At 44.4% G+C, this 22,667-nt stretch carries 21 protein-coding genes and 1 riboswitch; of the genes, 3 read left to right on the top strand and 18 right to left on the bottom strand.

The features are described 5' to 3' along the window. Positions 1–129: 129 nt before the first annotated feature. From NST33_RS13965 to NST33_RS13915, 11 genes are all read right to left on the bottom strand, one after another. A complete protein-coding gene (locus tag NST33_RS13965) occupies positions 130–1,278 on the bottom strand; it encodes an FAD-dependent oxidoreductase (RefSeq protein ID WP_339308361.1) in 1,149 nt (382 codons plus the stop codon). A 6-nt stretch (positions 1,279–1,284) separates the two neighbouring features. Continuing rightward, on the bottom strand, positions 1,285–2,004 hold the full coding sequence (locus tag NST33_RS13960) for a methyltransferase domain-containing protein (protein ID WP_221819438.1): 720 nt from the start codon (positions 2,002–2,004) through the stop codon (positions 1,285–1,287). Beyond that, on the bottom strand, positions 1,991–3,148 hold the full coding sequence (locus NST33_RS13955) for a type III polyketide synthase (protein ID WP_339308359.1): 1,158 nt from the start codon (positions 3,146–3,148) through the stop codon (positions 1,991–1,993). The genes NST33_RS13960 and NST33_RS13955 overlap by 14 nt, the downstream gene beginning before the upstream one ends. A 230-nt stretch (positions 3,149–3,378) precedes the next feature. Then, entirely contained in the window at positions 3,379–4,263 is an 885-nt protein-coding gene (locus tag NST33_RS13950) for an alpha/beta hydrolase (RefSeq protein WP_221819440.1), read from the bottom strand. A gap of 41 nt (positions 4,264–4,304) precedes the next feature. Continuing rightward, positions 4,305–4,997, bottom strand: a complete 693-nt coding sequence (locus tag NST33_RS13945) for a hypothetical protein (RefSeq protein ID WP_339308357.1) — start codon at positions 4,995–4,997, stop codon at positions 4,305–4,307. Between the two features lie 62 nt (positions 4,998–5,059). Further along, a complete protein-coding gene (locus NST33_RS13940; protein ID WP_339308355.1) occupies positions 5,060–5,419 on the bottom strand; it encodes an MmcQ/YjbR family DNA-binding protein in 360 nt (119 codons plus the stop codon). A 142-nt stretch (positions 5,420–5,561) separates the two neighbouring features. Beyond that, a complete protein-coding gene (locus NST33_RS13935; RefSeq protein WP_339308353.1) occupies positions 5,562–6,968 on the bottom strand; it encodes a DEAD/DEAH box helicase in 1,407 nt (468 codons plus the stop codon). Positions 6,969–7,085: 117 nt separating this feature from the next. Continuing rightward, a complete protein-coding gene (locus NST33_RS13930) occupies positions 7,086–7,400 on the bottom strand; it encodes a multidrug efflux SMR transporter (RefSeq protein ID WP_221819443.1) in 315 nt (104 codons plus the stop codon). After that, the gene (locus NST33_RS13925; protein ID WP_221819444.1) at positions 7,400–7,738 is read right to left on the bottom strand and encodes a multidrug efflux SMR transporter; all 339 of its coding nucleotides are present in this window, start codon (positions 7,736–7,738) and stop codon (positions 7,400–7,402) included. The genes NST33_RS13930 and NST33_RS13925 overlap by 1 nt, the downstream gene beginning before the upstream one ends. A gap of 103 nt (positions 7,739–7,841) precedes the next feature. Then, positions 7,842–7,942: riboswitch (guanidine-I (ykkC/yxkD leader) on the bottom strand. A gap of 67 nt (positions 7,943–8,009) precedes the next feature. Then, positions 8,010–8,639: a pentapeptide repeat-containing protein gene (locus NST33_RS13920; protein ID WP_339308351.1), complete on the bottom strand. Its 630-nt coding sequence runs from the start codon at positions 8,637–8,639 to the stop codon at positions 8,010–8,012. A gap of 11 nt (positions 8,640–8,650) precedes the next feature. Then, positions 8,651–9,415, bottom strand: coding sequence for a methyltransferase domain-containing protein (locus tag NST33_RS13915; protein ID WP_339308349.1), 765 nt, complete (start codon positions 9,413–9,415; stop codon positions 8,651–8,653). A gap of 539 nt (positions 9,416–9,954) precedes the next feature. Here NST33_RS13915 and NST33_RS13910 point away from each other — a divergent pair. Next, the gene (locus NST33_RS13910) at positions 9,955–10,872 is read left to right on the top strand and encodes an AraC family transcriptional regulator (RefSeq protein WP_339308347.1); all 918 of its coding nucleotides are present in this window, start codon (positions 9,955–9,957) and stop codon (positions 10,870–10,872) included. An 82-nt stretch (positions 10,873–10,954) separates the two neighbouring features. Here NST33_RS13910 and NST33_RS13905 read toward each other — a convergent pair whose 3' ends face one another. From NST33_RS13905 to NST33_RS13880, 6 genes are all read right to left on the bottom strand, one after another. Then, positions 10,955–12,034 carry a low specificity L-threonine aldolase gene (locus NST33_RS13905; protein ID WP_339308345.1) on the bottom strand — a complete coding sequence of 360 codons (1,080 nt, stop codon included), beginning with the start codon at positions 12,032–12,034 and terminating at the stop codon, positions 10,955–10,957. Next, the gene (locus NST33_RS13900; protein ID WP_036670809.1) at positions 12,031–12,453 is read right to left on the bottom strand and encodes a MarR family winged helix-turn-helix transcriptional regulator; all 423 of its coding nucleotides are present in this window, start codon (positions 12,451–12,453) and stop codon (positions 12,031–12,033) included. Before NST33_RS13900 ends, NST33_RS13905 begins: the two co-directional genes overlap by 4 nt. 418 nt (positions 12,454–12,871) lie before the next feature. Then, positions 12,872–14,590 carry an ABC transporter ATP-binding protein gene (locus NST33_RS13895; protein WP_036670808.1) on the bottom strand — a complete coding sequence of 573 codons (1,719 nt, stop codon included), beginning with the start codon at positions 14,588–14,590 and terminating at the stop codon, positions 12,872–12,874. Positions 14,591–14,592: 2 nt separating this feature from the next. Continuing rightward, positions 14,593–14,925 (bottom strand): hypothetical protein, encoded by a 333-nt coding sequence (locus NST33_RS13890; RefSeq protein WP_221819451.1) that lies wholly within the window; start codon positions 14,923–14,925, stop codon positions 14,593–14,595. Between the two features lie 180 nt (positions 14,926–15,105). Continuing rightward, positions 15,106–16,047, bottom strand: a complete 942-nt coding sequence (locus NST33_RS13885) for an alpha/beta hydrolase (RefSeq protein ID WP_221819452.1) — start codon at positions 16,045–16,047, stop codon at positions 15,106–15,108. 57 nt (positions 16,048–16,104) lie between these two features. Beyond that, complete coding sequence (locus NST33_RS13880) at positions 16,105–18,225, bottom strand: serine hydrolase domain-containing protein (RefSeq protein WP_339308342.1); 2,121 nt, start codon at positions 18,223–18,225, stop codon at positions 16,105–16,107. A gap of 299 nt (positions 18,226–18,524) precedes the next feature. Here NST33_RS13880 and NST33_RS13875 point away from each other — a divergent pair, with 299 nt between their 5' ends. Together NST33_RS13875 and NST33_RS13870 are read left to right on the top strand one after the other, a co-directional pair. Then, positions 18,525–18,950 carry a MarR family transcriptional regulator gene (locus NST33_RS13875; RefSeq protein ID WP_339308340.1) on the top strand — a complete coding sequence of 142 codons (426 nt, stop codon included), beginning with the start codon at positions 18,525–18,527 and terminating at the stop codon, positions 18,948–18,950. Positions 18,951–19,063: 113 nt separating this feature from the next. After that, complete coding sequence (locus NST33_RS13870; protein WP_339308339.1) at positions 19,064–20,452, top strand: MFS transporter; 1,389 nt, start codon at positions 19,064–19,066, stop codon at positions 20,450–20,452. A gap of 117 nt (positions 20,453–20,569) precedes the next feature. On the opposite strand, the gene NST33_RS13865 is transcribed toward NST33_RS13870, so the two are convergent. Beyond that, positions 20,570–22,660 (bottom strand): serine hydrolase domain-containing protein, encoded by a 2,091-nt coding sequence (locus NST33_RS13865; protein WP_339308337.1) that lies wholly within the window; start codon positions 22,658–22,660, stop codon positions 20,570–20,572. Positions 22,661–22,667: the final 7 nt, after the last annotated feature.

The raw sequence follows: 22,667 nt of genomic DNA, 5'->3' as shown, positions 1-22,667 counted from the left end.
ATTAGATTCTATTATACGAGCATTTCCCGAATTTCCAAACTGTCTCCACAAAATTAATGTTTGTACGCCAAAAAAGAGGCCGCCGTTAGCAACCTCTTTCGCAAAAGTATTGAGCAAAATTTCAGCCTATTAGCGCACTGCGTTCATCTCAGATAACCGTGTGGCCTTCACAACATAAGCGGCTAGACCGGGGATCATCCGAGCCAGACCAGGATAGAACTTATTGGTCTTGGCAAAAGCCAGCTTTTGAATTCTTCTTGCACGTCTGAGCAATTGGGTGAATTCCCGGCTTGCTTCCAGCGTGTAATTACTCTGCCAATCGGCATGTTCAATATCGCCTTGCAGGTACTTGTCAGTCCACCTTGCACACAGGAGTGAGGAGCGAAGGGCAATGGACATTCCGTCTCCACATAAGGGCGGTATCATCAGCATGGCATCCCCGATATGCGGATATTGAGACCACGGCTCAGGAACGTTGGACAGATGCAGCGGCGCAATCGACACTTGTGTTCCATCTACAGGCTTTCCTTCAGCTAAACGGGCCGCCAAACTCACGTTTGTCAGCGATGCCGCCTGTAAAATATCGTTTACAGACTTGCCACTTCCCTGAACGGTATCCAGTGTTAACAATGCGGCGACATTCACAATGCCATCCTCAATCGGAGAAATGCCCACGTAACCACCCTCGCAAAAATATAACTCTACCCGTGCGGGAATCTCTATCCCGCTGAAGTGGGACTTAACGCCAACATATATGGTTTGGTCCCGCAGATCAGGTGAGGAAGCCATCCCCCGCGGCTTTTTGGTCCCATGTGCTCCGATAACGGCTTTGGCTCTGTAGCTGATCCGCTCATCTCCCTGTTTCACCTGAACCTCATAACTGGCATCCTCAAGCTGCTCGATGCTCGTTATGGTCGCTTTGGTCACAATCTGGGCTCCGGCCTCCAGAGCCTTCTGATGCAAAATCTGGTCCAGCTCATATCGACTTATGCCATATGCGAATCCCGGCAGCGGTGCTTCGATCACTCCGCCATGTGGCATAACGATTTTGGCATGATCCATGGTGCTGGGTTTCTTCGACTGGTCCAGAAGGTGAATGTCCAGAACTTCTAACATCTCTTTGGTTTCGGGTGACATGAACTCACCGCAGGTTTTGTGCCGCGGGAACTCCTGGCGATCCAGCAAAAGGGTCCGATGTCCTTTCCCTGCCAGTTGCATTGCACATGTACTGCCGGCAATTCCGGCTCCGATGACAATCACATCTATCGATTTCGACACGTAAGATCACCTGCCTTTCGTGGGAATAACAACAGAGTAACGGAATAAGGGCTTCCATTCATAGGTCATCGTATCATGATTGAGACGTTGTTTAAGTTCCTTCCAATCCCTCCCTGTAAAACCTTTGGCTACGGAAAGAGGCCCATCATGACGAATGTACCGATTGCGCGAGATCATCCGTGTAGTAATCCAGACCGCCTTATAGGATACGGGATGGCGGTGAATATCATTAATAACGACACCGTATCTGGATGCTCGCAGCATATGAGAAACCATATCAACCAGTTGATCTCCGTCAAAATGATGTACAAACTGGGAACCTGTCACGATATCTGCTGAAGCATCCGGCAGTTGTGTAAGATCGGCACGTTGTACCTGGACTCGGGGTTCGTGACGGAATAGTTGTCTCGCTTCCTCACACGCCTCTTCCGTCAGATCAACCAGTGTAATCTCCAGCTGAACACCCTGACGATCCGCCCATTGTAGTAGTTTCTGGTTCACATCTCCTGAACCTGCGCCCACATCCAGCAGGGTAAGCTTATTCGGCTTACCGACGGAGTTCCATAACTTCTCTACACCAGCCAGAGTTGGGCCAGGTGCTGCAAATATTTTGTTAAGACGTCTCAGATGTCTAAGCGCTTCACGCAGCTCCTCCCCTCCCAGAGAGAAGTCATCCATCAGTTCATCTTCCTTGGCCCGAATGGACAATGTTCTAAAAAAGGACATGATCGTGCTCCTCCATCACTGAAGATAATGAGGGTACATAAGTGAATTGCATCAACTCTGCGGTGAGTCCCGGTCCAAATGCCATGGCTACACCATCTGTAGAGGATTGACCCTGTACCTTCATGTCCTCACGCATCGCGTTCAGTACAAACAGAATGGTATTGGAGGATAAGTTACCAAACATTCTGAGGACATCCCTGCTATACTTTGTTTGCTCGTCTCGAAGCTTCATTACATTCTGCACAGAGTCCACAATCCCACGTCCTCCCGGATGAATGGCCCACAGTTCAGGCAGCTGTTCACTTTGCAATAAGAGACGCAGTTCCTCTTCCAAGTGAACACCTAACAGTTTCGGAATACGTGGGGATAGATACAGGTCATACCCCAGATTCCCCACCTCCCAGGTCATATCTTCAGTCGAATCCGGAAGAAGCACAGAATAACCCGTTCCCAGACTCAGATAATGCTTGTGCCGAGATTCTGGTGTACCCACTACACAAGAAGAAGCAGCGTCTCCGAAGAATGAAGCTGCAAACAGCGCTTCCCGATCTTGTACGGGCTGAAAATGAAGGGTGCACAACTCTACACAGACAACAAGGACCTGTGCTCCCGGAGCACCCTGCACGACATCTCGTGCCATCTGAATGGCTTTCAACCCTGCGGCACACCCCTGAAAGATCAGCGGCAGTCGATTAACTCGGGCAGACAAACCCAAATGACGGATGAGCATAACATCAAGACCCGGCAGATATTGACCGGTGCAGCTGACCGTGATGATATGCGTGATGCTCTTAGGAGATACGCCTGAATCCTCCAGGGCTTTCTCTGCAGCCTCAATCCCGAGCGGAAGCGCCTCTCGCTTGTATGTATTCATTCGTTCTTCGGTTGTCGGGATGTCTGATCGCTCACCAGAGGGCAGATAACGGCATTCTTCCAGTGAACCCAGATAGCTCGGTTCCACAGTATATCGTGTTTCAACACCACAGGACTTGAATATTCGTCTGGCAAAACGGGCCAAATCTGGCCGATCCTGAAGAGAAGAAGCGATTAATTCTGCAATATCTGACTGTGCTACAGGGTGAGCAGGTAGAGCCGTTCCCATGCCAAGAATCGCAATATCGGATGGACTGTTATATTGGTTCATAATAAACCTCCTGTATTGGTCATTATTTCCTCTAATTTAACAACTCTTACCCTTAACGATATCGTTATAATCTCAATAAGGCTCCTAATCTAGTTTATTAACACATTCGCAAGCTCAGAAGCTTGGTTTCACCAAGCCATTGAAGCAATCACACCAATGAACGAAAAAAAGCCGCCATTAGGCGACTTCAAGTTAACCATATTCCTTTTAAGCATCACTTTTGATACACGTTATTTGGAAAATGCTTCTCTGATCTTGTCACTCATCCGGTACCAGGCATCCTCAGCCATCTGGAGATCCCCAGAATGCGTAAATCCATGAGCAGCTCCCTCGTACTCCTTAAGCGTCACCTTCACACCGCTTGCTTCCAGCCTTGCTGCATATGTTCTTGCTTCTTGGGCTAGTGAATCTTTCTCCGCGGTAATAATTAATGCTTCCGGAAGTCCCTCGACTGATGTTGCGAGCACAGGTGAAGCCAACGGGTCATGCGCATCTTCTGGCGTTTCAAGGTACATGGCATTGAACGTTCTGGCGATATCGGCTGGAATGGCTTCTTCAAAACCCGGTTTCTCGGCCGGATCTGTAGCCACATCCAACACGGCATAATCGATAACCTGAAGTACAATAGGCAGCTTGCTTCCACGTTGCTGGTTCAATAAACATACTGCTGCAGCTAGATTACCACCAGCACTATGCCCCCCGATAGCGAATAGAGACGGGTTAACCGAGAAGGATTCCGGATTGGCGTGCACCCACTGTATAACGTCGTAACATTCATGGACCGCCGTTGGGAACTTGTGCTCTGGTGCAAGACTGTAATCGATATTAACGACCACACAATCAGATCGATCAGCGATCAAGCGACACCATGGATCATCCATCTCTGCTTGTCCCAAGATGAAACCACCCCCATGCATATTAAAGAAGACCGGCAGAGGCGCGGAATGATCCCTATCCGGTGTATACACAAGTACACGTGTATCACCTTTAGTCGTAGGCATCATGACTTCTTTTACTGTGACAGCATACATGGAACTGGGTTGAAGAGCTGCTCCTGTACCGACGACATTTTGACGCATACGTTGTACCATTGCCAATTGTTGTTGTTGATCCATAGATATCACTCCTTTAATGGATTGCCAATAATGCTTCAATGTTAACATTCAGTGCCAGGAGATCGGTTTGGATCCGTGCTTGTTTCCCTTTTTTTGTGGAACATCATCCAGACCCCCATCAAACAAAATAAAACGCTGCACCCCATGCCAAACAAGCTACTGGTTTTTAATGCAAGAGGTGAGCCTTGCATGGTAAGTAATGTCGCTTGGGTCACCACGATGGATACCATCGCATCGGTGAAGTTAATCATTTTCAATGTAGATATGATCGGGTTATGGAGATGACGGTTAGCCCAGGTTCCATACACGGCAAAAACCAACTTGGTAAAAGCAACTGCAGAAACGATATACACGATAATACCCTCATATATGAAAGCATCGCCGATTAGATACATTCGCAGGCAGACCATCGAATAGGACGCACCCAGTAAACACAGGAACAGACCTCCGCGCTTATATACCGTAAGCTCTAATCTATATCTTTCTTCGGGAGAGTCCATCCTTTTGGTAACTGTATATTTATGGAGCACTTGGCCTTTCGCTACACACAGAATCAGATAATATACAGCATTTGTAATGAACCATCCCGAAAGCAGATATATGCCCAAGATTAACTTGCCTATCCCTGTTACAGCATTGATAACAAGGGATGCCACATTAAACAAGGCCGTTCGATCTTGTTTATTTCCAAGGTAATGGAACCAAATGGACTTCAAACATGTCTTCATTTTCATAGGATATTCATTCTGTTAGTGAAGCAGACCATTAGCCTTTTACCTACCTCATTTATTTCTTCTTATCTCTTACCGTTCAGAGAATCCCGAATCCTTTTCGGAAGGGATTGGACAACCCTATCATAGGAGTGATCAATCATGACGTAGACATCTTCATCGGACAATGAACCATCCAGCGTAATGGTATTCCAGTGTTTTTTGTTCATATGATATCCTGGTCGAACCGCTTCATGCTGCTCTCTCAGGTTCTCTGCAATTATAGGATCACATTTTAAGTTTAATAGACCATTTTCTTCTTTGTCTTCGAAAAGTAATGCAAATATTTTCCCTCCGACCTTAATGGTTACAGGATCAGGCCCAAATGGATAATCCTTGGTCGCACCTTTTTTCTTCAAACCGTATTCAATTATCGTATCCTTCAAGTCAGTACCTCCCTTTCACCAGTGAACGATATAATGATATCGAATGTAAGTTCGTATGTAAATAAGGTTGTTACACATAAAAGCGCATAATAAAACCTCCTCCATATGAATGGAGAAGGTTTGGTCTGGATTTATTTAGATCTTAATTAGCTCTATCATTTCTAGTTTTGCTGCTGCGGCTGAATGAGCCATGGTTAGATTTACTGCTACTGCTGTTTGATCTACTGCTATTGGGTCTACCGTCGTTTGAACGACTACTGTTTGATTTACCACTCTTGGCAAACCATTCGGATTTGGGCTTGCGTGCCGGGTTAGCTTTGGACTTCGCCGGTTTGCCTGCAGCCGATTTGTTGAACGAAGGTTTACTGCCTGATGCTTTGCTGGTTTTATCAAACACAGGTACACCTGTCATTGGATACGGATGACCTTTTACTTCAGGAATCGTCTTTTTGATTACTTTCTCGATATCCTTCAGGAATGGAAGTTCATCCTTCTCACAGAACGAAATTGCCATCCCGCTTTTGCCAGCTCGCCCTGTACGTCCAATACGGTGAACATACGTTTCCGGAATGTTAGGCAGGTTAAAGTTAATGACATGTGAAAGTTCCTCTACGTCAATTCCTCTTGCCGCGATATCCGTCGCAACTAATACACGTGTTGCACCACTCTTGAAGTTGTTCAGTGCCCGTTGTCTCTCGTTCTGAGACTTGTTGCCATGAATAGCCTGTGCCGTAACATTCGCTTTGGCCAAATCACGTGTAACCCGGTCAGCGCCGCGCTTCGTGCGTGTGAACACCAATGCCGTGACGATGGATTTATCCTCCAAAATTTGGTTCAACATCTGTTGCTTCTTGCCGTTCTCCAGCAAATAAATAGACTGCTCAATGCGGTCTACCGTTGAAGATACCGGTGTGATTTCTACTTTGACTGGATCAACCAGCAGGGTTTTAACCATTTTGGTGATTTCAGGAGGCATCGTAGCTGAGAAGAACAACGTCTGCTTTTTGTTCGGCATTTTGGCAATGATTCTTTTCACATCATGAATGAAGCCCATGTCCAACATCCGGTCTGCTTCATCCAAAACGAGAATCTCAACCATCTTCAGATCAATACGTTTCTGGTTAATCAGATCGTTCAATCTACCAGGCGTTGCGATAATAATATCTGCACCTTGATTCAGCGCACGCTCTTGCACTTTTTGCGAAACGCCGCCAACGATTGCCGTACAACGAATGTCCGTATACCGGCTATATACCTTGATGTTATCCGCGATCTGAATAGCCAGCTCTCGTGTTGGTGTCAAAATTAATGAGCGAATATGTCGTACGGACTTTGATCCTTGTCCTTTGGATCTTTCGCTTAATAATTGAATGATCGGCACCGAGAATGCTGCGGTCTTGCCTGTTCCTGTCTGTGCACATCCCAGCAGATCTCTGCCAGCTAATACAGCTGGTATGGCCTGTTCCTGTATAGGGGTAGGATTAGTATAGTTTGCTTTGCTTAACCCTTCCATAATAGAGGGGATAATATTTAAGTCCTTAAATGTCATGTTGTCTCCTTCATTTACGCACATCTATCAATAAGACGCATCTTTTATTTCACACGTAACGTATAAGGATACCATTAAAAACGCAATTTGTACATTATCTTTTTAAAATCATTTTGTTTAACTGACCAATTTAAGGCCGACTGCTGATCCCAGCACCATAGCGATAAACAGAATTCTTAGGGCATTTCGAGGTTCTCCATAAAACACCATGCCCAGAATGGCACCACCGGAAGCCCCGATTCCCGTCCATACGGCATATGCTGTTCCCATCGGAAGAGTTTCCATTGCAATGGATAGGAACAGGAAGCTTAAACCAAACCCGGCTACCAATAGAACCAGTGAAATGAGATTACGGTCTTTGTGCAACTTGTTTATCATCAGCACTCCGATCATCTCAAATACCCCTGCCAAGATAAGAAATACCCAGTTCATTATAGCTGCACCTCCTTATTCTTCTCTTTGCTCAGCATTTTAAGACCGATTACGCCGAGTAAAAGTACACCAATGAGTACCATTTTTCCGGTTTGGACAGGTGCATTAAACAGAACAATCTCTGAAAGTACTGTACCTGCGGTACCCAGGCCAACAAATACTGCATACACGGTTCCCACAGGCAATGTCCGCGAAGCTGCAATCATCAAGGAGAAACTAATGATAATTGCAACCAACGTAACCCCCCATTCCAGCAGACCGCTGGCATGTTTCAACCCAATGACCCAACCCACTTCAAACAACGCAGCAATCACAACCGACATCCACGTTTTATTCATTCATGTAACACTCCTTCTCTACTACATTTTTTTGTACAACCTGTAAAGGTTCATTAGCGAAAAAACAAAAAAAGCCCGGGAAACAAACTGCATGTAGCAGTTCATCTCCCAGGCTTTTATCCCTCCGTGGCACAACCAACAGGTTGCGGGTTTTCTCTCGGACCAGACCGACACATCCATCGCGGAACCCTAGAAAACCTGTTTTTATTCTAATGTGTCTCCAATTATACACACTTCCACTATCTTGGCAACTTATATGTGATCATGCCATTTATTTGATAATCAAACCCATTAATCCTACAAATGTGGCGGCTTGATGTGGTGAAATCACACAACCGTTGAGATCTTCCATGGTCAGCACCAAGGAGTCAAATTCGCAATCGCTAAGGTCCAAATCCTTCATTTTGGTCCCCGTTAAGGAAGCTTGGTCGATGTTACATTGACTGAACTCCATTTTTTGCAGCGCCAGATAGGCAAAGTCCGCACCAATCAAGGTACTTTCCGAGAAGGAGACCTGTTTCAGATGGGCAAAACGGAAATTGCTGTAGTCACCTAGACCATGAAGGAAACTGACATTTTGCAATCGGCTATTGGAAAAATCAGTTCCGACAAACTTGCAGTTAAGCCATTCGATCCGATGCATGAAGGCACCAGAGAGATTGACATTGGAGAAGTCGCAGTGTTCGAACCGGACATCGGTGAATTCAAATTGTTCCAAGGTTGACTCCGAGATTGTCACATGTCTAAATACAACATTTTCAAAGGAAACCTTACTCGCCTCTTGTTGATCCAATGTAATGTTCTCGATCAGTTTGTGTTTGTACTCCACTTTGGATTCCAGGAATGCCATCGTTTCCGGTTCGAGCAACTGCTCCTGAATCTTGGGTTTGTCCATTTTCATCCCGTATTCCCCTATTCTTTAATAGCTACGACTCGCAGTCGGCTTCTGTCCAGATACCACTGTCCATCCCGCATCAGTTGTGGCTGTATCCTTTTCTCAACAGCATCCATAATAACATCCTGTTCCGCAGGTGTGATACCACTGAATAAATACTCCGCGAAACTGGTCAACCACTTTCTGGCACCTGGCTTGAACGGAGTAAATTGGTCCACGTGCTGGACCAGACTAACTCGAAATCCGTGTTGCTCCAGAAGATTAGCATATTCACCAAGGGTTGGATGATACCACGGATTCCGACCTTCCCATTTGTATCCACGGGCATCCAGTTCTTCCTGTACCGCTGTAATTAATATAGCCGTGTTGCCATTTGCAGCAAACTCAGCCACGAATCGCCCGCCCGTCTTGAGCGCTAACTGTATTGATTGTACTACAGCTGGAGCATCCTTTATCCAATGCAGAACGGCATGAGAGAAGACAGCATCAAACGGTTCTTCTGTCCGATAATGACAAGCATTTGCTACATTAATATTCATATCAGGGTATTTCTGTTTAGCTTGCCTAATCGTCTCTTCTGAAAAATCTATGCCTGTTGGCAGCGCTCCTGCGGCTGCAATTTTGGCTGTCAGATCCCCATTGCCACAACCTACATCAAGGATTCGTTCACCTTGGGATGGCTGGAGCAAGGATAAGATATGTGTTTCCTGTAACGTAGCAAAAGGAGCGGAATGACCACTCCACGATTCGTTCGTTTGGCCGGATGAATGTCCGTTATTCATGGATTATAATCTCCTTTTCAATTAAGGATCTAATATATCTATAATAACTTCAATATAAAGGAACTGTCAATTCACTCATCAAATCACCATAAAAAAAGCCGCCAAATGGCGACTTTAACATTAAGAATTCGGATCAACTGAGATTTCGTGTTAGCCCACATATTCCATATTTCACACTCTCCTTGAATTTGTTCTGTAAACTGAAGTTCACTCGAAATCTTCGGTAACTAGCTCTAACCAGCATGTGAAGTATATCTCTCGATGTACGGAATTTTCTTCATACTTAATTTGTGATTCGAGCCTGTCAATCAAAATTTGCCTCACATGGTTTGATAACCACTTCTTCACCTTGTTCACCCAACTTTTCAAATAAACTTTAATCGCTTGGCTCTGTTAACATACTCTTAGTATGCCGAGTCATGGGCTGCAAGCGGTATATCAATCGTCTTAATTGATTGCCTGATCCTCTCAGGCCTCCTTTTGATTCTGTACGGTAAGCTTTATAATGTATGTAGGTTAAATCTGTGAGGAGGATACGTATGACCGAAGAATTATTTCAACCAAAACAGGAATTAAGTGACCTGATCGAACGCCATTCCCACCATAACGGTGCAATGGAAACAGCGATTCCTTCCTTGTTTGTCTATCACCATTCCAAGATTAGTGAGCCGGCATACAGAGTATATAAACCTTCATTTTGTGTGATTGTTCAAGGGTTGAAAGAAGTATTGCTCGCACAGGAGCGTTATGAATATGGACCTTCCAACTACCTGATTGCTTCCATGAATCTCCCGGTCATCGGGCAGATTATCAAGGCATCCACCGATGCACCCTACTTAAGTCTCAAGCTCGAATTCACACCGAACCAAATTCTCGAAGTACTTAACGAATGCAACATCAAGGTAACATTCAACGAAAACGCCAGACGAGCTATGTTTGTAGGTCAGATGGAATCGTCCATTCAGGACGCTGTACTCCGACTTGTTCGATTGCTGGATACGCCGGGAGAGATTCCGTTTCTGGCTCCGTTGTACGTTAAAGAAATCCTGTTCCGCCTCCTTCAAGGGCCTTACGGAGGAGAACTGGCGCAGATTGCGGTTGAAGGTAGCAGCACTTATCGGATCAGAGAAGCGATTGAGTACATCGTTCATCATTGGGAACAGCCATTTCGCATTGAAGATCTGGCTGAGACCGCCAGCATGAGCGTCTCTTCATTCCATCGTCACTTCAAAGAGATCACAGCCATGAGTCCATTACAATTCCAGAAACAATTAAGATTACAGGAAGCCCGGCGACTTCTGATGGCCGAATCTGCTGACGCGGCAGATGTAGCGTTCCGGGTTGGTTACGAGAGTGCTTCTCAATTTAGCCGCGAATATGCACGCAAATTCGGTGCGCCGCCAAGAGCCGATATCCGACGGTTGAAAGAGAAATATGACATGGCCTTTAGTGAGTAACCGAGTATGCACTCCCTATCTCACAACTATCACACAAAAGGCAAACCAAAAAAGGACAACCACAATAGGTTGTCCTTCTAGATTAGACCAATGCTTCGACCCGTTCAGGAACCTTGATCTCTTCGTGCAATAATTGAGTGATATCACGAGTCAGTGCATCCACATTCTCCTGCTGCGTTGCCCAGCTGGTACAAAATCGCACCGCACTGTGTGTATCGTCAACCTTTTCCCAGAAGGAGAAGGTATAACCACTGCGTAATTTCTCAAGCAAACGATCAGGCAGAATCGGAAACTGCTGGTTGGTTGGTGAATCGTACAGGAAGCGTACCCCCTGCTGTTCGAGTGAGTCATGAATTCTCAAGGCCATATCTACGGCATGGCGAGAAATATCGAGGTACAGACCATCTTCGAACAACGTTTCAAATTGGATTCCCAGCAGTCTGCCTTTGGCAAGCAGACCACCTTTTTGTTTGATCATATAACGAAAATCCGGTTTCAGCGCTTCATTCAGGATAACAACCGCCTCTCCCATCAATGCGCCAATCTTGGTTCCCCCGATGTAAAATACATCGCACAAGCGTGCAAGGTCAGCAAGTGCCATATCGCAATCGCGAGAAGCAAGTGCATATCCAAGACGTGCTCCATCCACGAAAAACGGAAGACCACATGCCCTGCTCACTGTATGCAATGCTTGCAGTTCTGCCTTGCTGTACATCGTTCCATTCTCCGTTGGCTGGGATATGTAGACCGTTCCTGGTTGAACACAGTGTTCCGGTGACGAGTCATTCATATGTGCATCATAGACTGCTCTAACCTGCTCTGGCGTGATCTTTCCGTCCTCGCTTGGAACTGTGAGCACCTTATGTCCCGTAGCTTCAATAGCTCCGGTTTCATGAACCGCAATATGTCCTGAGCTCGCTGCAATTACACCTTGATATGGACGCAAAATAGATGCAATCACCGTTGTATTTGTCTGTGTACCGCCAACCAAGAAATGAATATCAGCTTGCTCATTGTCACATGCCTGACGAATAAGCATTCTCGCCCGTTTACAATGCTCATCCGTGCCATACCCGCTCGTCTGTTCCATATTGGTTTGCATCAGTCTTTGTAAAATTCGTTCATGCGCACCTTCGTTATAATCACATTCAAATCGTATCATCGTGTGGTCTCTCCTGCCTTCTTGTTCAACTTCTCTTGTATGTTCATCATGGAGGTGTACACCTCTTGAATCTCTTCTTCATTCAATTCTTGCATCAGCTTCAGGATCTGTTGATCGGATCGATCATTCAATTGGGCATACAGTTCCTCACCCTTGGCTGTCAGACGAATCAGACTGACCCGGCTGTCGGCAGCAGAATCCACTTTCACCAGCAGTCCTTCCTTGGACAGCTTGTTCACAATTCGGCTCATGTAACTGCGATCAATGGTCAGTGTATCTACCAGATTGTTTGCAATGCTCTCTCCCCGAATTCCAATCTCAATAATGACCCGTACTTCCGCAAACGAGTACCCTGTTCCAAGAATATGCTTATCGAGTACACCAAGAATATTGGTATAAAAACGGTTAAAACGTCGCATGTCAGCCAGTATATCTGGATATATGTACTGAGAGTTGATGTCAAACCCTCCTTTTTAGTGGACATTGTCAACATTATAATAATCACGTTAGTGGACGTTGTCAACATTATCTTTTACATAGCATTTAATAATCTCATTTTTAACATCCAAACAGAAAAAAGCCACGCATATGCGCGGCAAGGTTTACTTGTTTTAGATACTTGATCCAGATACTTAGTCAGCTACTTAAGTTTCTATATAAATTGAACTAAACATTTACACAAAACGGAGAGGACAGAAATAACCTGAAGAAGCGGAGCGTTCGCCTTTATCCCCGGATTTCCCCTTTAGATAAGAGGAATAAAAAAATCTGGGGATAACAGCGATCGGAAGGTTGTTCTGTCATCGGAGTGGCTAGTGTAAATTCAATTTACATGGATTAAGAGTGACTATATTGCACCTGATGAAGACGGCTGTATATCCCTCCAGCGGCGACCAATTCCTCGTGGTTACCCTGCTCAGCGATGCCATCTGTGTTTACTACGATAATTCGATCTGCATTCTTGATAGTTGTCAGTCTGTGTGCAATTACAAGTGTAGTTCTGCCCACCGACAATTCAGCGAGTGATTGCTGAATCAGTGCTTCCGTTTCCGTGTCCAGCGCAGAGGTTGCCTCATCCAGAATAAGAATGGGCGGGTTTTTCAAAAACATACGTGCGATGGACAAACGCTGTTTTTGTCCTCCGGACAGCTTGACTCCACGCTCCCCAATGACTGTATCCATACCGTCTGGCAACGTAAGAATTAATTCCTCCAACGAGGCACGACGGGCGGCATCCCAGATTTGTTCATCCGTTGCACTCAGATCACCATAAGCAATATTCTCCTTAATGGTACCCGAGAACAAAAATACATCCTGTTGAACGATTCCAATATGCTTGCGCAAGGATTGAAGCTTAACGTTACGAATGTCGACGCCATCCACAGTAATACGTCCCTCTTCAACCTCATAGAATCGGGGCAGCAGACTGCAGATCGTCGTCTTGCCTGCACCCGAAGGACCCACAAAAGCTACGGTTTCCCCTGGTCGAACAGATAGACTGATATCACTCAGAATACGCCGACTGGATTCATATCCGAACGAGACGTTCTCGAAACGAATATCACCCTTCACACTTTCGAATTCAACGGCGTTTTTGCTATCAGCAATCTCTGGTTCCGTATCAATGATCTCCAGATAACGCTTGAAACCAGCGATGCCCTTTGGATAACTTTCTATGACAGCGTTAATTTTCTCGATCGGGCGGAAGAAGATATTGGACAGAAGCAGGAAGGCCATAAAGTCACCCATATTGATTCTGCCATCGATATAAAACCAGGCCCCGCTGATCATGACAAATACGGTAACCAGTCGCATCATCATATAACTCACCGAGATACTTTTCGCCATCGTTTTGTAGGCAAGCAGTTTGGTTTTACGGAAATTCTGATTGTCCACCGCAAAAAGTTCTTTCTCATGTTCTTCGTTCGCGAACGATTGTACAACACGCATGCCACCAACGTTATCTTCAATGCGTGCATTGAAATTGCCGACGTCTCCGAAAAGTCGCCGATACGTCTTTGTCATGCGGCCACCAAATACGATAATAACCCAAGCCATAATTGGGATAATGATAAAGGTAAGCAGCGCAAGCTCCAGATTAATGTTAGCCATCAGCCAGAACGATCCGATTAATGTCATTACTGCGATGAATACATCTTCAGGTCCATGGTGAGCAACCTCGCCGATGTCGTTCAGATCATTCGTAAGATGACCAATTAAGTGGCCTGTTTTACGATTATCGAAGAAACGGAAGGACAGCTTCTGCAAGTGAGCGAACATCTTCTCACGCATGTTGGTCTCAATGTTAATGCCCAGCATATGTCCCCAGTATGTAACGACATAGTTCAATACAGTATTAAGTGCATAGATGGATAACAGCACAACACAGGCAAGCATAATGAGAGGCCAATCCTGACCTGGCAACAATTCATTAATGAATTTGCTGACGGCAAGGGGGAAAGCCAACTCCAGAAGACCTGCGAGTACAGCGCATCCAAAATCAATTAAAAACAGTTTTTTATAGGGACGATAATACGAAAAAAACCGACGAATCATACTTATTCACTCTCACTCTCCAGATTCTTATTGGGGTTTACATCTTCATTTTGCAGCTCGAATAGATGGATATACTCGTCGATGACCTGATCAATAGCTTTTAACTCCCCACTGATCACCGGGCGAATATGTTCATACTCCTCCTGTCCAAGTTGTCGGACAAGCGTTGTTCTCCGATTCTGCATTTGTTCCAGAAATACAAGAATTCGGCCGCGACGGAATGTTTGCGCTCCACGCCCCCGTTTTCCCTCATGTTCGCCATGCCCTTTACCACGTCTCGGACGCTCACCTTGACGTACACTTCCATCCATCTCTTCGATAGGACGATCTCTCATATTTGCCACCCCCATTACGTGTATACATATGTATACAATCGTATTCATGTATACGATTGTATACGCGATAAAAAGAAGTGTCAACCTAAATTTTCCAATAAAGTAACTACGCTTGTATGTTCATCATTTTGCCAACAGAAAAAAGCCGCGATTTCGCGACTTCTTTTGTTGGCGACACTACTATTTTATCTCACTCATAAACTTTCTATATTCTTGAACCATTTCTTTGGATCGGGTGTGATGCAAATAATGTTCTCCCTCAAATGTCATCACTTTTCCATGCACAGAATCTTTGACTTGCTCTTCATGCAAGGGTATCCAGCCTTCTGTTTCCGTATCATTTGCTTGTAAAAAGAAAATCACAGGAAGATCTTTGGGGAAGGACAGTTTCTCAGCTGCTTTGAAATTAGGACCAAAGTTTTCACCTTCATTCAGGTTGTTCGAATTAAACGTATTTTTGAGTGAAAGTATTCTAATTTGTTCTCTGGTCTCATCATCAACATCGGGTGCAATCAGTTGATCAGGGGCCAGTTTCATTAACAATCGGTAGAATCCTGATTTTTTAAGCAGTTTGTACGTTTCAGTTGGGAATGGATCATCGTTACCTCCCTGCGTTGGGACACTGCTCTCAATTCCTACAAATGAACTTACTTCGTTTGGATATTTGTTCACATAATCCAGGCCGTATATCCCTGAAATGGAGTGAGCCATGAGCGTGTAATTATGAATACCAAGTTGCTGTAACGCTTCATGAATTTCACTAACCATATTTTCAGTGGTACGCTCTTTTTCAGTAATGTCACTTAATCCATAACCGAAAGGCTCAATGACAACAACTTTGTAAAATGGAGATAACTCATCGATAAGCGGTTTGAAATCAAGGGCTGGGGCAGGTGTTCCGTATCCAGGAAGCAATACCACCGTTTCTTTGCCTTCTCCTTGAATCAACACATTCATGTTTTTCCCGTCAACCGCTACAAACTGGCCATAGGGTTTTATTTTCCCTTCTTCCGATTTGTTGCTAAATACATTAACAATATAGACAGTGGCAATAAATAATGCAAAAGCGATAACGATGGCTCCGAATATTTTGAGCAAAATGATTAATATTTTTTTCATCATGATGGTTCTCTCCTGTTGAGTTCGTTTGGTGTTCAGCCGTTTGGAAATCCATTCATTTTATTTTTTTAATGAAATTTCGAATTTGGAGCCAACATCACTTGCAAATACAATACGGCCGTTTTCTGGTAAAACAACATCATTCTTACCGCTGACCACGCTGTGATTAATACAAATTCCAGTCTGATCATAGACAGCAAAGGCTCCATTTGCAGGCAACTTCACTGTCATGACTTTTCCTTTCGCAGTCGCTGGTACCGAAAACCATTTGGCATATCCATCTGCTTGAATGGTTGTTGCGGATTGTTTACCCGAATAGATGGGTTTTACCAGTTCCTCACTGGCGTATACATAACCTAAGGCTGTAAGATACTCTCCACCGTTCTTTTTAGAGAATTGAATGTCCATCGTATCACGTCCGGCAGTACCCGGAATCTGCAAAAGATTGGCTGCTTCGTTTGCTCCAATAATCTTATGATTGGACATATACCCTGGATTCTCTTGATTCATATGAATAGGCAGGATCGATGAAGCATTGAGATAAACCATTGATGTGTATTTCTCATTCACCAGATAATATTTTTTACCATCGCGCTTTGCCCATGCGGCATTAATCTCCTTGGATAATTTATTGACTTCAAGCTTCTCCCCGTTATATTCTGAGAAAGCCAGCTGTCCGAGTCCTGGAACGGATATATAAGATCGTGACCACAAGTAGGTTTTCCCATTTTTCTCCACAACGAATTTCAACTTGTCTGTACCTTCGTTATTAACAAAAGTACCATCTGCTGTATATGTGTATTCTTGAGCCGGATTACTCGGAGCTGTAAGTGAAGATACAGTCATTTGTCCAGCCTTATTTATTTTGATCTTCATAACTGAATTATTGCCACCATATATACCTGCAAACTTGGAGACTTCCTTAGGCATATTGGCCTTCACGGGTACGCCAAATGATTTTTCTGGCTTCCGTTCTGTAATGATGTCCTTTTCCTCAAGTGCGCTGAGTAATAATTCATTCGCAATGAAATTATTGGTTAAGCTTGACCCGCCTGAAGAGATAACGGCTGCAGCCATATTGTATTCCGGAAGTACCACCAGTGAAGACTGATAAGATAACGTATCTCCACCTTTCATAACGGCCTTAATGCCGTATTCGTTGAATGGGAACATGTTCACACTATCCCACCCTAACCCGTATGACATCAGCGTATCGCTATCCTCTGGCCACATGCCTCTTTTATACTCTTCTTGCGCCATAGCTTTGACAGACTTACTGGAAAGAATACCATCAACTTCTCCCGTGAAGATTCTTGAAAATTTGACCAGATCTTCAGCGGTGGAATACAGACCTCCAGTACCGATGATATTATAATTCTCTTTGGGAAGTTGTCCCTCATAAAAAGGGGAATAGACTCCCGCCATCTCTGCCGGATCAACCACATCCTGTGGTGTTTTGGTATGTTTCATATCCAAAGGTTCCGTAAAATACTGGTGTATAAACGCGGTATAACTGATACCGCTAACTCTTTCGACCAGAATCTCGGCTAACGTAAAGCCATCGTTGCTGTAGACGGAGTATTCGCCGGGATCTGCTTTCAGGTTTTGATTCGCCAATTGCTCCAGAAACGTATCATGTGAATACGTGTCATTATCTCCGTACAATGTGGCATTGCTGGTTGAGGTGCCCAGAAGACCGGAGGAATGATTTAGCAACATACGGGGTGTGATCTGTTTGTATCGGGTATCTTTCATTGTAAAGTCAGGCATATAGTTCACAACAGGCGCATCCAAATCAATCTTGCCTTCGTCAACCAGCTTCATTACAGCGGCTGTAAGCATCATTTTACTGGTTGAACCAATGCCATAGACGGTGTTCGAAGTAAGAGGCACCTTATCGTTTATATCGTTTTTGCCCGTTTGATCGGACACCACAATCTCTCCACCATCGATGAGCGCATATTGCAGACTCGTCGTACCGTACGTCTCGGTCAGTAATTTGGCTTTTTCGATCACGGCTTTCTTTGTTGTCTCATACGTAAGGTTGCTGTTGTTCAGGGGAGCCGGTGCGGCCATTGCAGATAGCGGGGCTAACATCGTTAACACTAGGGTTAAAGCTGCAATTGAAGTTCGTTTTTTGATTGCTCTCTTGACCGCGTTCATTTTCTCTTGTTGTATCATCTGCATCTTCTCCTGTCAGTATCTCTTTATTAGAGTATCTTGCTTTGGCGCTAAAATAAGCTTAACCCATGTAAATGGACTGCTCGTGACGTCTATATGAACCGAATATGAACAGGCAAAATAATTTTAGTACATGATGATTTACAATTTAGTGCGTACCGGAAAACTTGTTTAAATGGAGATAATGCTTAGATTAGCGGCGGCGTTTTCACTCCAATAAATATGATTGACACAAAAAAGAGGCGGAATTATAATGGTCACAGCAACTATAATCATGACGGTTATTTAGGAGGAAAACTTTGGAATTAGAAAAATATATCGGTGTTAATGTACAGCGCGCGGCACTTAAACTGAATAATTACTATCAAAAGGTAGTCACTCCGTTTGACATCACAGTGGATCAGTGGGAAATCCTGGTCGTACTATGGGAACAAGAAGGGATTACTCAAAAGGACCTTGCCGAGAGACTGCACAAGGACCAGACCAATGTTGCACGAATGCTGTTTAAGCTAGAAAAGAAGGAATTTATTTATCGTGTGATTCATGAGACGGATAGAAGATCTTTACGTGTTTATTTAACTCCTAAAGGACGAGATATGAAAGATGAAATTCTTGCTCCTTCCAAGGACGCATATAATAAAACGATCCAGGGATTATCCAAGGAGGAGGTTGAGATGTTTAGAAGGATTCTTACTGTAATGTATAACAACGTAAAAGATCTATAGTCCACAGAGGAGTCCTCTCCACTTTAAAGGGGGGGATAACTTTTTGGACATATAGTTGCTGCAGCAACTATGGTTGGGACTATTAAAATTTATTCTAAAAGGAGATTTTTAAAATGGATATAACACCAAAAGAAGCAGGTGTTTTCGACGCCAAGTACAGAGCATTGACCATTGGGATTATTCTTGCTGTCACTACCGTCGCATTTGAAGGTTTAGCAGTTGTTACGATTGCCCCAAGCCTGGCTCAAAAATTGAATGGGCTCCACTTGTACGGTTGGATATTCAGCTCTTTTCTTTTGGCACAAATCCTTGGAACCATGATCATTGGGGCGCGGATCAACAAAAACGGCGTATTCGCATCGTTTGGCATATCGATACTTTTTTTTGTGATCGGCATTGTGATTGCGGCTACTTCCGTGAATATGATTACCCTAATTATAGGAAGAGTGTTTCAAGGTTTTGGTGGAGGCGGGATCATTACGTGTGTGTATTACAGCATTACTTTAGGTTATCCCGATAAGCTGAGAACAAAAATACTTGCTTTGTTTTCCGGCGCATATATTATACCTGCACTAATTGGCCCTTATATTGCTGGCCTTATAGCGGAGCATATATCTTGGAGAGTTGTTTTTTGGCTTGTGCTTCCCTTCATTGGTTTGGCTGTCATGCTGACTCTTCCTGCTTTCCGAAAATTTACAGTTAGAAGGAATACCCCTTCCAAGAATAACCGAAAAGAAGGTTATGCAGTACTACTGACCATTGGAACGGGAATGTTGCTTGCTGGGCTAGGATTTATATCGGATTGGAGAGGAATTGTACTTTCGGTAGCAGGATTGCTTATCATGATTCAGCCTTTGCGAAAGCTGCTGCCTGAGGGAACTTTAAGTGCCAGAAGAGGTTTACCGGCCACGATTGCTTCAAGAGGATTCTTTGTTGCTAGTTATAATGCGACCGAGAGCTATGTTGTCCTGGCTTTGACAGATGTGAAAAAGCTCCCAGCAGATATGGCGGGATTAATTGTAGCTGCGGGTGCATTAAGCTGGTCAGCGGCAGCCTGGCTTCAGTCAAAGTTCGATGCTAAAGACCATGGGATGGGCCGAAAGAAACGGGTAACCATTGGTATAGGATTTATGATCATTGGAGTTGCTACGGTCATTCTTGCTGTTGGCCTCCCTGAAGGCGGGATCATATTTGCAGTAATTTCACAGCTTTTCACTGGATTTGGCATCGGTTTGGCACATCCCACGACCGGGGCGATTGCATTACAGCACACGAAAACGGGTGAAGAAGGAGAGATATCTGCCAGCCTTCAGTTTACAGATGCATTTAGTCCGGGGGTAAGCATTGGAATCGGCGGAGCGCTCATTGCCGTTAGTCATTCACTAAATTGGGGATTGTTGACCGGGATTATATTAGCTTTGTCTCTTCAATTGCTTTTCGTTCTCTTGAGCTTTACAATTTCCTTTCGGATCAAGCAGGCAAACGCCTCGGAGGGGAATTAATTCCATCCTGAATTCCAAAATTTGAATACGCTCTGCAACAACAACATAAAACCTCCTCTACGTCATGGAGAAGGTTTTATGTCTTTATATTTTCATTGGATCAACGAACCAATCCATTTACTTTTTTAATGAAATTTCAAATGCGGAATCCACGTCACCTGCAAATACAATGTGGCCGTTTTCCGGCAAGACAACCTCATTCTCACCACTGACTACGGTATGATTAATACAAATACCCTTCTGATCATATACGGCAAAGGCGCCAGTTGCAGGCATTTTAACCGTCATGACTTTTCCTTTCACCGTTGCTGGTATCGAAAACCATCTGGCATATCCGTCTGCTTGAATCGTTGCTAGAGATTGTTTACCCGAATAGAGTGGTTGTACCATTTCCTCACTGGCGTATATGCTACCAACGGCTGTAATGTACTCTACTCCGTTCTTTTTAGCAAAATAAATTTCCTTTGTATCACGTCCAGCCAGGCCAGGGATTTGCAGCTCCGTGACTGCTTCGTTTGCTCCAATAATCTTAGTATTGGATACATACCCAGGGGTCTCTTTGTCCAAATGAATAGGGAGAATTGGTGCCGAATTGAGATAAACCGTTGATGTATATTTCTCATTCAGCAGGTAATATTTTTCACCTTCACGCTGCTCCCATGAGGCCGTAATATTCTGGGATAATTCATTGGCTTCCAGCTTCTCCATTTTATATTCGGAGAAAGCCAATTGTCCAAGTCCTGGTAAGGATATATAAGATCGATACCACAGATAAGTCCTTCCATTCTTCTCCTTAACAAATTTCAGCTTTTCCGTGCCTTCATCGTTAACAAAAGTACCATCCGCTGTATAGGTGTATTTTTGAGCCGGATCACTTGGAGCTGAAGGTGTGGATACAGTCATTTGTCCAGCTGTATTCATTTCGATCTTCTTAACTGAATTATTGCCGCCATATATACCTGCATTCGTGGCTATTTCTTTAGGTATATCTGCCTTCACTGGAACACCAAACGATTTTTCCGGCTTCCGTTCTGTAATAATGCCCTTTTCCTCAAGTGCGCTGAGTAATAATTCACTCGCAATGAACTGATCTTTGGCACTTGTCCCACCTGATGAGGTAACGGCTGCAGCCAGATTATATTCCGGCAGTACGACTAATGATGAGTGATACGATATGGTATCTCCACCTTTTGTTACTGCCTTGATATCGTATTCACTGAATGGGTACAGATTTACACTATCCCACCCTAATCCGTAAGATATAGAGGTATCGCCACCCTCTGGCCACATGCCTTTTTTGTATTCTTCTTGCGCCATGGCTTCTACAGACTTATCGGTAAGAATGCCTTGGACCTCTCCCGTGAAGATTTGTGAAAACTTCGCAAGATCTTCAGCGGTGGAATAAATGCCTCCAGTTGCGATAACATTATAATTCTCTTGTGGAAGCTGACCCTCATACATAGGAGAATAGATTCCCGCCATTGCTGCCGTGTCAACCACATCCTGTGGTGTTTTGGTATGTTTCATGTCCAAAGGTTCCGTAAAATATTGGTGTATAAAAGCGGTAAAACTCATGCCGCTAACACGTTCAACCATAATCTCGGATAACGTAAAACCATCATTACTATACACCGAGAACGCGCCGGGATCTGCCTTCAGGTTTTGACTCGCCAATTGGTCCAGAAACGTATCATGTGAGTACGTATCATTATCCCCGTACAATGTGGCATTGCTGCCCGTGCTGCCCAGCAGACCGGAAGAATGATTCAACAGCATGCGTGGTGTGATTTGTTTGTAGCGATGGTCTTTCATCTGAAAATCAGGTATATAGTTCACAGCAGGCAGATCCAAATCCACCTTGCCTTCTTCAACTAACTTCATAACAGAAGCTGTGAGGAACATTTTACTCGTTGATCCTATGCCATAGATCGTATCCGGCGTAAGAGGCACCTTGTTGTTTTTATCGTTTTTGCCCGTCTGACCGGACACCACAATCTCGCCACCATCGATAAGGGCATATTGCAGACTTGTGATTCCATGTTTCTCGGTGAGTAACTTGGCTTTCTCCATCACCGTTTTCTTGGTTGGTTCATACGTATGATCACTGCTACTTGTAGCAGGCGCGCCCATTGCAGACATTGGAGCTAACATCGTTAATGCCAGCGTTAACACGGCGATTGAAGTGCGTTTTCCCTTTTGTCGTCCCATTCACATC

It is taken from the genome of Paenibacillus sp. FSL L8-0435, assembly GCF_037965655.1.
In the GTDB taxonomy this organism is placed as follows: Bacteria; Bacillota; Bacilli; order Paenibacillales; family Paenibacillaceae; genus Paenibacillus.
The sequence above is the reverse complement of the archived record's forward strand: the minus strand, read 5'-3'. Positions and strand labels throughout refer to the sequence as shown.

What these genes read in the sequence shown, in the direction of transcription:
- NST33_RS13905 (WP_339308345.1), bottom strand. Translation starts at nt 12,034, where the DNA reads ATGATACGATTTGAATGTGATTATAACGAAGGTGCGCATGAACGAATT.
- NST33_RS13960 (WP_221819438.1), bottom strand. Translation starts at nt 2,004, where the DNA reads ATGTCCTTTTTTAGAACATTGTCCATTCGGGCCAAGGAAGATGAACTG.
- NST33_RS13865 (WP_339308337.1), bottom strand. Translation starts at nt 22,660, where the DNA reads ATGGGACGACAAAAGGGAAAACGCACTTCAATCGCCGTGTTAACGCTG.
- NST33_RS13890 (WP_221819451.1), bottom strand. Translation starts at nt 14,925, where the DNA reads ATGAGAGATCGTCCTATCGAAGAGATGGATGGAAGTGTACGTCAAGGT.
- NST33_RS13880 (WP_339308342.1), bottom strand. Translation starts at nt 18,225, where the DNA reads ATGATACAACAAGAGAAAATGAACGCGGTCAAGAGAGCAATCAAAAAA.
- NST33_RS13950 (WP_221819440.1), bottom strand. Translation starts at nt 4,263, where the DNA reads ATGGATCAACAACAACAATTGGCAATGGTACAACGTATGCGTCAAAAT.
- NST33_RS13925 (WP_221819444.1), bottom strand. Translation starts at nt 7,738, where the DNA reads ATGAATAAAACGTGGATGTCGGTTGTGATTGCTGCGTTGTTTGAAGTG.
- NST33_RS13910 (WP_339308347.1), top strand. Translation starts at nt 9,955, where the DNA reads ATGACCGAAGAATTATTTCAACCAAAACAGGAATTAAGTGACCTGATC.
- NST33_RS13895 (WP_036670808.1), bottom strand. Translation starts at nt 14,590, where the DNA reads ATGATTCGTCGGTTTTTTTCGTATTATCGTCCCTATAAAAAACTGTTT.
- NST33_RS13915 (WP_339308349.1), bottom strand. Translation starts at nt 9,415, where the DNA reads ATGAATAACGGACATTCATCCGGCCAAACGAACGAATCGTGGAGTGGT.
- NST33_RS13920 (WP_339308351.1), bottom strand. Translation starts at nt 8,639, where the DNA reads ATGAAAATGGACAAACCCAAGATTCAGGAGCAGTTGCTCGAACCGGAA.
- NST33_RS13885 (WP_221819452.1), bottom strand. Translation starts at nt 16,047, where the DNA reads ATGATGAAAAAAATATTAATCATTTTGCTCAAAATATTCGGAGCCATC.
- NST33_RS13935 (WP_339308353.1), bottom strand. Translation starts at nt 6,968, where the DNA reads ATGACATTTAAGGACTTAAATATTATCCCCTCTATTATGGAAGGGTTA.
- NST33_RS13955 (WP_339308359.1), bottom strand. Translation starts at nt 3,148, where the DNA reads ATGAACCAATATAACAGTCCATCCGATATTGCGATTCTTGGCATGGGA.
- NST33_RS13930 (WP_221819443.1), bottom strand. Translation starts at nt 7,400, where the DNA reads ATGAACTGGGTATTTCTTATCTTGGCAGGGGTATTTGAGATGATCGGA.
- NST33_RS13870 (WP_339308339.1), top strand. Translation starts at nt 19,064, where the DNA reads ATGGATATAACACCAAAAGAAGCAGGTGTTTTCGACGCCAAGTACAGA.
- NST33_RS13900 (WP_036670809.1), bottom strand. Translation starts at nt 12,453, where the DNA reads ATGCGACGTTTTAACCGTTTTTATACCAATATTCTTGGTGTACTCGAT.
- NST33_RS13945 (WP_339308357.1), bottom strand. Translation starts at nt 4,997, where the DNA reads ATGAAAATGAAGACATGTTTGAAGTCCATTTGGTTCCATTACCTTGGA.